Genomic DNA, 13,151 nt, shown 5'->3' with positions numbered 1-13,151 from the left:
TAAATAAATGACATTTATATCAAAGTTCTTATAAAATGCCGTACCTAAAAGAATAAGACATTAGGCACAGTGCAGTTAGGCTCTAGCGAAACCCAGATTTACTATCACTTGCTTGATCTGGACGACTCCCAAAAGCAGCAATACCTCCAAGCATTGCAACAAAGTCAACCTGAGCTGTATCAACAACTCGTTCCTCTTTTAGCCCACGAGACACCAGAAGAACAACTAACGCAGTTACTTTACTTTGGTGCTCACCAGGCTACGAACCGAGACGTCGATCTAAGCGGAGAAGTCATCAGTAAGTATCGCCTAACTCATGAGTTGGGTCGCGGTGGCATGGGTGTCGTTTACGCCGCCCTACGTGCAGATGAAACGTTCGAACAAGATCTGGCCATCAAGTTTATTCAAAGCAATTTGAGTAATGTGCTGGGACAACGTGCACTCTTCGATGAGGCACAACTGCTCGCGCGCCTAAACCATCCATACATAGCGAAAGTGTTTGATGGCGGCCTTCATCAAGATTCAGTTTACATCGTGATGGAGCGGGTATTTGGTCAAACCTTAGATGAATACCTGTCAGAAAATAAGCTGGAAAAGACAGAAAAACTGCTGCTGTTTAAGCAGATTTGTCAGGCGATGGAGCACGCCCACCAGCATCATGTTTTGCATGCCGATCTAAAACCAGAAAATATACTGATTGATCGTAGCAAACGACCCAAACTGCTCGACTTCAACTTGACTCAAAAAGCGCACTCCACCCGAGAGGGAGCACCCTCGGCACTGATTGCGTTTAGCCAAAATTTTGCCAGCCCTGAGCAGCAGGCAGGACAAGTACTGACAGAGCAAAGCGATGTTTATTCATTGGGCAAAATCCTCGCGTTGATGTTTCCGTCACCAGCGGTTTGGTCTGATGTGTATTGGGTGATAAGACGGGCGACGCGTCCAGCCACCCAAGTGCGATACCCAGATGTGCGAGCGCTACGCATTGATATCGAGCGAATTATCGAATGTCGCCCTATCGAGCAGAAAAAACACTGGCCTTTGTATAGCGCCTTTCGCTTGGTGCAACGGCGCCCTCTTGCTTCTGCATTGTCAGGCATCATCGTGCTATCAGGTGTGCTATTTGGCAGCGCCATGATGCAAAAGAATATCCAACTGCAACAAGAGAAGAAGATTGCAGAAGATATGATGTACGAAATGACTCGCCTTATCTTCCACGCGAAGGGGCAGAATGTCGAACACCTCTCAGTGAGCTCCATGATGGAGTTAACACGAAGGCGGATACTCTCTAATCCAGATATCCCCAAACACATAAAACAAAAAATGTTGTTGGCGATGATGACACCGGTGCCAAAGAAGCACCTAACTACTCCAATGAGTTGTCAGCCAAATTGTGCGTCTGAGGACAGCACCAACCAATGAGGCTTAAAACAAGATGTATACACGTTCAGTGGTATTTTGGCTGTCTGCACTGACGGCTACCTCCACGTTAGCAGCAGACACTTCTGCTGCTACTTCACACCCGCCCACTTCAACCTTGAGGCAAGGCTACTTTATCGATGCGCCAGTGACTGGCTTGTATTACAAAACCAGTTCCAATATCACTGGCGTTACCCAACAAGGGGCATTTCACTACCAACCTGGTGATGTGATTAGCTTCTTCCTTGGCAACGATGATAAAGGTTATCTGCTGACAACCTTATCGAGCCAAGAAGTGCTTACACCGACGATGGCAACAACCAAACCCAGTCGTAGCATCAATATGACGCGCCTGCTGCTCTCTCTCGACAGCACGCCTGAGAATCGTAAGGAAATTGTCTTAGCCAACCGCGTGTTGTCTGATGCTCGCTTTCAAAACCAGCTCAAGGGCCTTGACCTCAATTATCTGGATGACGCCAAACGTCACCTCAATCTCGACTGGGTATCTGTCGATGAGGCAATCGAGCACCTAAACGAAAGCCAGCAGTACATTGAAAAAAACTTTGCCTCAGATGAGATCATCTTTGAACCTCGCGGCATGACGTTCAAAAACATCGTGATCAAAAAGAAAGATTGGCAAGGCCGAGCTTGTGCTTACGACTTACGTTATCAACATCATCCTAAATATCGCCCTCCGTTTGGTGAAACTCGATTCACCATCACCAAAGATTCATTGATTGAGCATCCAAGCATTGGCGATCATTTTCAAGGTTGCTTCCTCTCGATGAAGCGCCCTATCACGGAAGACATTGTCGAGCCGATAAGCAAATTTGCGGATTGGTTTAATATCGTCGGTTGCTCAATCACTGGATGCACCCGCAACGATTTGAATGGCTTCTCTCTTGAAGACTTTGATGATGAAGGCGACTGGAAATACCGCTCCGTTGCACTCAACTTTGATCCCAGTACTGAGCTACTGATGGAAAAAGTACAAGGCCTTGGGCGTAAAAAAAACATCCACCACCACAATCGTACAGAAATGCTGTGGTTTACCTACCCCAACACGAACGAACACGACATCGACTACCTCGGGGTATGGCAGCAGACCCAATACCACCAGCAGTCCATGACACAATCGTGCCTATTGATGCGCCACCAACAAGTCATGCGACTGCCGCACAATGCAGACACCTGTCCAACCGACGCAAGCCTATACACCCAAGATGTCACCCAAGAGTATGCGGACATGTGGTGGGTCAACAATGACGAACCCAAAGCCGAGCTTGCGCAAATGAATGTCATGGTACGTTGGTCAACGACCCCTGCCGAAATCAATTACACCACTTGGGAATATCTGCCCGCTGGCGCAACTTGGGAACAAGGCATTTTATATCGCTATCAACAAGATGTTCTCCGCAACCGAGACGGCTCTGATCGCATTGAAACCCATACCATTTCTGAATTTGTCAAAGTGAGCGAGGATGTATAACCATGGCAACAGCAGTAGCACTGACACAAATCATTCAACAATGGCAATCTGGTGATAAACAAGCTGAGAGTGAGCTCTACCAATTTGCGTATTTGCAGTTACGTAAGATCGCCCAACACGAGCGTGAACGAAACGCGGAAAAGTACGGCACCGACAACAAAGTATTGGCCGATAGCGTCAACAGCACCACAGCATTAATTCATGATGCTTACCTGAAGATGTCCAACTGCGACATGAGTGAAATTGAAACAAAACGTGATTTCTTTTTGATGGCTGCCAAAATGATGCGTCAAATCTTGATCGATAACGCACGCTCTCACCAAGCACAAAAGCGTCAACACATAACATTGATGAGAGATGAAGAAGATCGCTTCGAACAATTGATCATCATGGATAAAGCTCTGGATAACTTCAGTAGCCGTTACCCACGCCAATCAAGAGCACTCAAACTCAAGTATTTAATGGGAATGAAAAACCAAGAAATCAGTGAACTACTCGAGTGCAGCGCGAGCTTAATAGAGAAAGACCTAAAATTCTCTCGCAGTTGGTTGCAATCACGAATGGCGCACGCGTAATGATAAGCAAAAAGTTTTGGATAATCGGCGCCATCTGCGTTGGTTTGCTCGGCGTATACTGCATGTCAGACGAAACCAGCTTAGCATCCGCGGCGAACTCATCAGACAGCACGAGCCAATCAACCGAGCGAACACATCGGCAATATGAACGCACATCTTTAGTTGAAGTAAAGCAAGCGTTGACAGGTTCTGCGTTGGGGAACGCCCACACAAAAGACGGTGATGACGCCTTCAATTCTGCCATTTTAGGACAACCAGGGCCAGTTACGAATCCATTTCATACTACAGAAGACGGCTCTTTTTACGACTCGTCTGTGGGCTATGAAGACAGCCGCTCAAAAGAGGATCCTTCAGAGAATAATAAACCCATCATCAACCTCACGGTGGAACAACAGCTACAAACCATTATTTATGCTTGGGAGCTCAACCAAAACTCTCCGATTAGCTATTCGCTCAATCTTAACCAACTGTTTGAAGACCCGGATGGTGATCTCCTCACCACTCGGATTTGGCTCGAAAACGCCAATGGATTAAGGGTGCTAAACCAAGGACAAATGATGGTGCTAGGTGCACCAGAGAACATTAAAACCACCACATACCTGGCGGTAGCGGCGCGTGATGATTACCACGGCGACAGCGACCATGCGTGGGTCACAACACGTTTTGAGTTGCCTGTTGTCACTCCAGGTCACAATGACACGGAACACCCGTTAATTGGCGACACTGTCTATCGCTTGGAGACGACGCAAAACCTTGGCGGTACCGCGTACGCGTATGAAGTGGTGTATTGCGAAGCGTTTCAGTTTGAGGATGACGAGGTACGTTATGCCGCCTCAAACAACAAACACCAGTGTCCTGAAAAGGGAGACTTAAAAAAGGTGGGTGAGTACAAAATCAGTGATGACTCGTTGATTGTTTATGTCCACGGCGTACGCCAAATTTGGACCACCAAAAAGGTATACGCATCTCAGGTTCATAAAGAGACTCAGAACTATTTCACCACCGTATTTGATGGCAAACAATTCGAAAGCTACACCATGCAAAAAAACAAGCAATCGATGGAAAAACGCATCAATGTCCACACTGGTGAGTACGAATATCAAGGAACGTTGTTTGACTACCTCTTTCCCATTTCAGGAGGAGGTTATATAAACGGGACTGCCAGCAACTACATATTTGATAGAAGTGTTCAGGGTAATGAACCTGTGCACAAACTGGACTCTGATCTTAATATGAAATCAAACCAACATTACCTATTTTGTCATGATTATTTATTTTACTGGTACAGCTCTATCGTAGCGGGGCGAGGAGAGTTTGCCGATATTATCTCTAGCTCAATGGATTTTGACGGCATAACTCCAATACATTGTGCTGAATGGCCAGATGATTACTGGCAACGAACATTTATGTTTTACAACCTTGAATACACAGATTACGACATATTCATTCCAGGCGAAGTCTACAGTTATGTGCTTAAACCTCACCCTCAATTTGCTGATCGCGTTGAGGAATTTAAGATCAACATGATTTATCACGCCCCTGTCCTTAGCGAGACCCAATAAACCTTTCTTTACAGGTGGTTATTTTGACAAAACAATCATCCCCAAAATAAAACTGGAACCGTGATCAAATTATCAATTTTCCATCATAGACAAAAAATAGAAATAAATTTTACGGGTTTTGTGCGGTTTTTCGTGCCTTGTTTTCTCCTCGTTAAAGTCCTACAAAGTGACTCATTTATCAGCTAACTAAACTTTCGTTTTAGTTTTGGCGATTCAAAACAACAGATAACTAACCTTTGAAAAAGGAACATTCAGAATGAAAAAAATGAGTTTGCTAGCAGCGTCAGTGGCTATAGCACTTACTGGTTGTGGCGGTGGTTCAGGTAGCGACAACACATCAACAGCACAAAGTGGCCTAGAGATCACTGCCATTGATGGTTACTTGAAAAATGCCGCTGTATGGGTAGATACCAACGAGAACTTGGTTCTAGACACCGGTGAAGATACGAAACTGGATGTGGTGACCAACGAATACGGCAAGTTTACCCTTCCTGAAGAGTACAAATCGCAAACGGTCTTTATTCAAGCTGTCGCAGGTCAAACGGAAGATACGACTCGCGGTATCGTAACAGAGACCTTCTCGCTGGCGTCTACGTCAGGTTCAAGCGTTGTGAACCCAATGACCAACATGGTGGTTAGCAAGGTTGCTAAGCAGCTAGCCAGCGATCCAACATTGGACGTTGTAGCGGCGAAGAAAGCGGCAAAAGAAGAAGTGGTTGCCAAGTTAACTCAATCAGGCCTTAACGTAGACGCTTCGATGATTTTTGGCGACTACATCGCAAAAGCAGACGAATCGAAAGAAGCTCAAGCGCTAAATGCAATCGGTGAAGCGCTGGTTGATAACGCTGATATCGATGTTGAAAAGCAGCTTGAAGTTGCCGATCTTGTTGCGAAAGAAGCGAACAATATTATCGAAAACAACGGTGATATGACCGATTTTGCACCTGTTATTACTGTACCAAAAGATGACAGCCCTATTGTGGTTGAGAAAAACCATCGCCCAACAAGTTCTCAGGCGGTCGAGCCAATCAAAGTCGTACTAGGTGAGGCTATCACATCGTTCACTGCATCATTTACCGATATTGACGATGATACGCTAACATACGAGCTAAAAGCGCTAAAACTAGCGAATGGACTAAATGGTTTGTCGATTAACTCGACAACTGGCGCGATCAGCGGCACTCCAGAATCTGCAGGCGTATTTACCTACCAAGTGTTTGCGACTGATGAGCATAAAGCGCGCTCTTACCCACTAACCTTCACAGTAACGGTTGAAGCGCCAAACACAGCACCAGTGGTCAACGAAGATGTAAAAGCTCAACTACAAGCCGAAGTCGATGCTTGGTACTGGGTCGAGGGTGAGCAACCTGTTGATACATTGAACATCTCAACGCTATTTGACGATGCAGACTCAGACCTTCTGACATACACAGTAGAGACCTCCATAAGCAAAAATGGTGGTGTAGAGACAGGCTTCCAAGTTCATGTTGATGGCAACGGCAACATCTCATTTGACGGTCCACTGCCGTTCAAAGCAGCCGCTGGCACAGAAAGCCTGTATGTTTATGCTAAAGACAGCATTAACGCTGACGAGCCTCTAGTAGTATTTGCACTGCCAGAGATCATCGAAGGCACACCTGTTGTACCAGAGCCACCTGTCGTTTCAGTTGCCGACCTACAAAATAAATTCCTTCACTTTGTTGAAGTGGGCAGCAACGGCACAAACTACACAAATGCTTGGTGTGACTCGATTTACTTTAATTCAGCATCAAACAAGCTCTACTGGAGCAATCGAACAGACGCTAACAAGCAGTCTTGTGTCGACGAGGACTTAAACAACTTCACTTCAGAGATCACTTACACAATTGAAGATGGTCTGATTAAATCAACTAACTTCGCTCAAGATGGCATTAGTTTCGAACTGGTTGAAAGCTCGATTTATGATGATGACATGTCAAACCATTACCTCGTCAAGTTCAACTACATTGACGATGAGAGTGAAGAGCTTGAATCTGTGACTGAAGTTTACGGTTACTACACTGACAAACGTGAAGTTGAAAAAGAGATTTATCAACCAATCGGTCGTTCAATGGATAATGCACCATGGGTGGTTGGTCTTACACACACTGTGATTGATGGTAAGGTCCAAGAATTTGATGTGAGCGGCATCGTTCAGCAATTTGATTATGAAGGTACGGACGGCCAAGTTCATACCTACACCGCTGCATCTCTGTACGCAGAGGATGCCCATGCGTGTGATGTACTGAAAAACGATTACACAATTCGTGTAATGGGCTCCAACGATGCAGCAGGCTCTCACTTTGTGAACCGAGAGTTCAAAATCGACAACGGTTGTTATTTGAACATGCTTCCGTTCAATCAAGAAGAAGCTATTCCTGCTGGGCTTTACACTATCGAAGCAAAACCTAAACGCCTTGACGAAGGTGAGCGAGTGATCTTCAGCTTTAAGAAGTAACATTGTAAAAAGCCCCGTATCGCGGGGCTCTCTTATTGTACAGAGCCCCCCTGCTAGGCTGGGGATTCCGTAAAGCTTACAGCTATAAATCAGTTATATACCCCTTTCAATTTAATAAAAACGTCTTGTGGTCTGGCAACTGCAAGAGTTAACTAAGAATTGAAGGAGGTCCCAGTGGGGGACGAAAAGAGCTTAGCGCACATGTGATGGAATTGTAAATATCATGTGGTTTTTGCACCAAAGTACCAAAGGCAGGTGCTCTATGGTGAGAAACGAAGGGCAGTAGGCCAGATACTTAGAAAACTATGCGAATGGAAAAGTGTAAATATTGTTGAAGCGGAATGCTGCGCAGATCATATTCATATGCTTTTAGAAATACCACCGAAGATGAGTGTTTCATCATTTATAGGGTATTTGAAAGGAAAAAGTAACCTGATGCTATATGAGCGATTTGAAGTTCAAATACAGGAATCAGAATTTTGGTGTCGAGGGTCTTATGCAGATACGGTAGGAAAAAACACCGGCAAGATACAAAGTTACATAAAGCACCAACTAGAGCAGGATAAAATGGGAGAGCAACAATTGTCGATCCCGTATTCAGGTAGCCCGTTTACGGGTCGCCGGAAATAGTCATATGCAAATGGCACTAAGCGCCTGCTAGGGAGCTGCCGATAGGAGAACCTTATAGGCGTATATGAAAAACCACCAGCTATGCCGGCGGATACTTTTTTCTTTTTGAAAATCGTATTTCGTCCTGAAATGTCTTGAAGTATTAAGGATGAATAACGGTTATTTCACGCACACCACGTTCAATAGTGAGGTTCCGGTGAGCTGGTTTGGCTCACGATCTGCGAACAAACCTTTCTTATCTTTGCCCCAATACGGCAGTTGCAGTGGCCATTGATTTTTTTCCATCACCCCAGACGCCCTCAACACTTTGAATTCTGCAGGGCTGGCTAAGCTCATACCCAGTTGCTGACATACTTTTTGCGAGTTTTCGTAGTTGAGACGATTCCACGGCTTGCCGTATTCCATGTAAAACTGATTGTGGTGGTCGAGTAAATATGGCACCACGTACGTTTTGCCTTGTAAGGAGGTTCTCAACCGAACTTCAATGTCATCATTCCCGCTCACAACTGGCTTCGCTTTGGTCTTAGCAACAGGCTTGGACGAAGAATTATCACGTGTATTTTTTACCTTGGTCTTTGACTTCTCTGCCGGCGCTGTAAAGGCGTCGGTATCAGCTCGCACGGCAGGAACTGGCGCGGATTTCGGCGTCACCGTCGGTGTTGGCTTAACCGAAGATGCGGCTGATTTCGACGGCACAGCGGGTTTAGATGGTGTCGTAGACTGTTTATTCTCTTTTCCAACCACGCGGATGAACGCCTCTTTGTAATTCGACAAGGTTTTGACTCCTCGCAAATCCCCTCTCGCATCAGACAGATCTTTGTAAGGCCCAATCAAACAGCGATAACCTTTGGACTCCGGCTTCATCCACACGTCAGTCGTAATCTTGCTGTAAAGCGGCTTTGCTTTCGCGAGTGACATTGGCTTTGGTAGTAATCCGCATTGAATCCAGTAGAGGTAGTTGCCTCCTTGCGGCACTTTCTTTCCCCATACTCCGTTACCAATTGGGCACGTTTTCTCAAGCATCGGCAGTTCTTTCTCGCTGGCTTGAGTAGCTTGGCAAAGGAACTCCTCCGCCGATACTGGGCTAGAAAACTGGGCGCATACCAGCAACAAGCCGAAAGCTAGGCTTGCTTGGAAGATACGAGATGGGTGTTGTGCCTTCTTCATTTCCATACACTTCACTCTAAATTAGTGGGTAAGGTCATTATGGCGGCAAAGCGCCAAAAAAATGTGAACAAAGAATAACTAGCAAAAAAAGAGCCGGAATTTGCATCCGGCTCTCAGTTTAGGAAGGAATTAAGCGAATTTACAACGCTTGGCGGGAAAATTCTTAACCTTTGTACAGTTTCGGGTTGAATACATCTCGTAACCAGTCACCCAATAAGTTGATAACCAGAACCAGTGTAACCAACACGATGCCTGGGAAGGCAGTAATCCACCACGCACCTGAGAAGATGTAGTTAAAGCCGATGCTGATCAGCGCACCTAGTGACGGCTGATCAACAGGAAGACCCAAACCTAGGAATGACAGTGCAGCTTCCGACATGATCGCATTCGCTACCTGTACCGTCGAGATAACCAAGATTGGTGATAGACAGTTTGGCAGGATGTGACGGAACATGATGCGTGGCGCTTTAAAGCCCATCACTCGTGCCGCTTCTACGTATTCCTTCTTCTTCTCAGCCAGCACTGAAGCACGAATGGTACGTGCGTATTGCGGCCATTCAGCCACACCGATGATCACCACCAGCATCACCACCGCATATTGGCTGTAAAAATCGCTGCCAAAGCTGGCTTTGAAAATGGCCGATACGATGATCGCCACCATCATGGTTGAGAACGATAGTTGAACATCCGCAAAGCGCATCAAGAAGCTATCGATACGAGCACCGAAGTAACCCGCCGACAAACCAATGATGATACCCAAAATCAACTGAAGACCGACGGCTAAAAAGCCGATCGTCAAAGACAGACGAGAACCGTAAAGAATGGTCGATAAAATATCACGGCCTTGCTCATCAGTACCAAGAACAAAACGCTCATCGCCCTCTTCCATCCAAGACGGTGGTAGCTCTGAATCCATGATGTCGATAGACGTCAGATCATACGGGTCAGTCGGAGCTAGAATTGGCGCAGCTAATGCCAACACTAAGAACATCATAAAGACCGTAAAACTTGCCATCGCCACTTTGTCGCGCTTGAAGTAATACAAGAAGTCCGACTCTTTAAAACGCTGCCATGCAGATGGAGCGGCTTCAGGAGCTGGTGTTACATTTGATTGGCTCATGATTAAGCTCCTTTTCCAGTTAAGTTCACAGTTGGGTTGATAATTCCGTACAGCAAATCAACGATGGTATTGGTTACCACGAAAATCAGACCAACAAAGATAACGTAAGCTGTGATCAACGGTGTATCTACACGGTTGATTGCCTCTAGGAAAAGAAAGCCTGTACCCGGCCACTGGAATACGGTTTCGGTTAGGATGGTGTAAGCCACCATGGTACCAATCTGCACGCCACCTACCGTCAGTACTGGCAGCATGGTGTTCTTAAGTGCATGTTGGTAGTAAATCTTTTGTAAGTTCAAACCTTTTGCTTTGGCGAACTTAATGTATTCCGAGCTCAGTACTTCCAGCATTTCTGAACGTACCAGACGGATGAACAACGGCAGCATGATAGACGCTAGCGCAATACACGGCAGGATAAGGTGCTTAATACCATCGATGGTAAAGAAGCCAGATTCCCAACCGAGCACGTTAGCGGTTTCACCTCGCCCGTAGGAAGGCAGCCAGCCGAGTTCGATGGAGAAGACGTACATCAGCATGATTGCGGTTAGGAACACCGGAATCGAGATGCCGACACTACTCATCGCCATAACAAATTTGGTAAAGACACTCTTCGGGTGAATCGCGGAATACACCCCGAGTGGTATAGAGAAAACGATAATGATGAGCGTCGCGCCAAACACGAGCTCTAATGTTGCCACCAGCTTATCGAGGATCACCTCAACCGCAGGTCGCTTGAAAAAGTATGATGTACCCAAATCACCTTGCAGTGCATTACCCACAAAGCGCGTGTACTTTGTGATAAAGGGATCGTTCAGGCCCAATTCGTCACGTAGCGCTTGGCGCTCCGACTCCGAAACCGACTGACCTACAAGCTCACGCAGCGGATCACCCAGGTTGTCCTGAATGGCAAACGCCACCAAACTGATCACAAACATCACTATCAGTGCCTGAAACAGGCGCTTGACCAGAAACGAAAACATTCCTTGCCCCTTAACTATCCATAGATCTCTAAACTTAGAGAGAAAATTCAGTCTGTAAAACTGGCTTAATCCGACTGAAACAAAACCGAGCCAAGTGTCGAAAACAGAGAAGGACTGGCGCCCCTCTCTGTCATGACTAAGTATGATTACTCGACAACTAGGTCGCCAAAGTAAGGCATTACCATTGGGTTCACGATGTCTGCGGCTTTCACGTTAGACTTCGCACCCCACGCTTCACTTTGCCAGTGTAGCGGTACGAATGCAGCATCGTTGTATAGCGTCGCTTCGACACCTTTCAGCATTGCTGCACGTTTCGCAGGGTCCGTCTCTACGTTTGCAGCTTCAACCACTTTGTCCATTTCTGGGTTTGAGTAGTGACCACAGTTGTACTGACCACGACCGGTTTCTTCGTTACGAGTCATGGTTAGGAACTCGTTGAAGTTTGCCGAGTCCTCTGTATCCGAGTGCCAACCAATCATCAGCATGTCTGCCGCACACTTATCAAACTCAGGCCAGTATTGCGCTTTAGGCATGGTTTTCAGATCAACCTTGATGCCAATCTTAGACAACATTGCCGCCGCCGCTTGCGCTACTTTCGCATCGTTTACGTAGCGGTTGTTTGGCGCAATCATAGTTAGCGTCAGGCCGTCTTCGTAACCCGCTTCTTTCATCAGTTGTTTTGCTTTCTTCAGATCGTAGCGAGGTACTAGCTTGTCATCGTGACCAACGTAGCCAGTTGGACTCTGCTGACCAGCTGCAGTAGCGAAGCCTTTCATGATTTTCTTAACGATGCCTTCGTTGTTGATTGCGTGAACAATCGCTTGGCGAACGCGAACATCTTTCAGTGCTTCGTTGCTGTTTTGGTTTAGTTGGAACGTGATGATACGAGTACCTGGTAGCGTGACTAGATCGATGCCGTCTGCGTCTTTCACACGTTTGTGATCGTTTGGTGCTACCGGGTGAATCATGTCAACGCCGCCAGAAAGTAGCGCAGCTACACGAGTCGCGTCTTCTTTGATTGGAACAAGCGTTAGTTTATCAACGTTACCTTTCGACTCTTTGTCCCAGTAATCTTTAAAGCGTTCAAATTCCACTTTTACGCCCTGCTCACGTGATGTCACGATGAACGGACCCGTGCCAGAAACGTTAGTCGATGCGAATGAGTTACCGTGCTTCACTAGTTCAGACTTGTCTTTGCCGTCTGCGGTTTTACCCGTGTAGAACTTGCTATCCATAGGGAAAATGTACGTTGCAGTTTGCAGCACTAGTGGGTAAGGACCTTTGGTTACAAGATCGAACGTGTTGTCGTCCACTTTGACGATTTTCTCGTACGGGTCGAAAATGTTTTTAAAATCAGGAGAACTTTGTAGACGCTCAAACGTCCATACAACGTCGTCAACCGTTAGGGTATTACCAGAGTGGAATTTCACACCTTCACGCAATTTAAAACGAACGGTAGTGTCGTTAATGCGCTCCCAGCTCTCTGCTAGACGAGGTTCGAAATCCATTTTTTGAGTAAAGCGAACCAACGGATCAAATACCATGTGTGACATTTGCAGTGTGCCACCTGATAGCTGCTCATGTGGGTCAAGCGATACTGGGTCAGCTGCGTAGCCAACTTTGATATCTGCTGCCAGTGCATTAAAGCTTAGGCCCGCCGCCATTAGCGCCACTGCTAATTTGCTTTTCATGGTTTTCATTTGCATAACTCCTTCATGCGGGGATACGGATCC

General features: G+C 46.3%; 9 protein-coding genes and 1 pseudogene. 6 read left to right on the top strand and 4 right to left on the bottom strand.

The window, feature by feature from the left end; all coding sequences use genetic code 11:
• The first annotated feature begins 69 nt into the window (after nucleotides 1-69).
• The 6 genes and pseudogenes from ACWYVB_RS12905 (at nucleotide 70) to tnpA (ending at nucleotide 8,151) form a co-directional block, all read left to right on the top strand.
• The gene (locus ACWYVB_RS12905; protein ID WP_047009360.1) at nucleotides 70-1,422 is read left to right on the top strand and encodes a serine/threonine-protein kinase; all 1,353 of its coding nucleotides are present in this window, start codon (nucleotides 70-72) and stop codon (nucleotides 1,420-1,422) included.
• Between the two features lie 13 nt (nucleotides 1,423-1,435).
• Nucleotides 1,436-2,908 (top strand): chromosome partitioning protein ParA, encoded by a 1,473-nt coding sequence (locus ACWYVB_RS12900; protein ID WP_109168654.1) that lies wholly within the window; start codon nucleotides 1,436-1,438, stop codon nucleotides 2,906-2,908.
• Between the two features lie 2 nt (nucleotides 2,909-2,910).
• Nucleotides 2,911-3,483 (top strand): sigma-70 family RNA polymerase sigma factor, encoded by a 573-nt coding sequence (locus tag ACWYVB_RS12895; protein ID WP_457529102.1) that lies wholly within the window; start codon nucleotides 2,911-2,913, stop codon nucleotides 3,481-3,483.
• Nucleotides 3,484-3,485: 2 nt separating this feature from the next.
• On the top strand, nucleotides 3,486-5,045 hold the full coding sequence (locus ACWYVB_RS12890; RefSeq protein WP_457529201.1) for a hypothetical protein: 1,560 nt from the start codon (nucleotides 3,486-3,488) through the stop codon (nucleotides 5,043-5,045).
• A gap of 256 nt (nucleotides 5,046-5,301) precedes the next feature.
• On the top strand, nucleotides 5,302-7,521 hold the full coding sequence (locus ACWYVB_RS12885; RefSeq protein WP_457529100.1) for a putative Ig domain-containing protein: 2,220 nt from the start codon (nucleotides 5,302-5,304) through the stop codon (nucleotides 7,519-7,521).
• 174 nt (nucleotides 7,522-7,695) lie between these two features.
• A pseudogene (gene tnpA / locus ACWYVB_RS12880) lies at nucleotides 7,696-8,151 on the top strand (IS200/IS605 family transposase).
• A 159-nt stretch (nucleotides 8,152-8,310) separates the two neighbouring features.
• Here the strand turns inward: tnpA and ACWYVB_RS12875 are convergent.
• The 4 genes from ACWYVB_RS12875 to ACWYVB_RS12860 form a co-directional block, all read right to left on the bottom strand.
• Nucleotides 8,311-9,324 carry an SPOR domain-containing protein gene (locus ACWYVB_RS12875; RefSeq protein ID WP_085343344.1) on the bottom strand — a complete coding sequence of 338 codons (1,014 nt, stop codon included), beginning with the start codon at nucleotides 9,322-9,324 and terminating at the stop codon, nucleotides 8,311-8,313.
• A gap of 157 nt (nucleotides 9,325-9,481) precedes the next feature.
• A complete protein-coding gene (locus ACWYVB_RS12870; protein ID WP_457529098.1) occupies nucleotides 9,482-10,438 on the bottom strand; it encodes an ABC transporter permease in 957 nt (318 codons plus the stop codon).
• A gap of 2 nt (nucleotides 10,439-10,440) precedes the next feature.
• Complete coding sequence (locus tag ACWYVB_RS12865) at nucleotides 10,441-11,418, bottom strand: ABC transporter permease (RefSeq protein ID WP_031780394.1); 978 nt, start codon at nucleotides 11,416-11,418, stop codon at nucleotides 10,441-10,443.
• Between the two features lie 146 nt (nucleotides 11,419-11,564).
• Entirely contained in the window at nucleotides 11,565-13,118 is a 1,554-nt protein-coding gene (locus ACWYVB_RS12860) for an ABC transporter substrate-binding protein (protein ID WP_457529096.1), read from the bottom strand.
• Nucleotides 13,119-13,151 lie beyond the last annotated feature (33 nt).

The sequence above is a fragment of the Vibrio sp. JZG10 genome (genome assembly GCF_054064075.1).
Note: the sequence above shows the minus strand (reverse complement) of the source record. Positions and strands in the feature narration are given on the sequence as shown.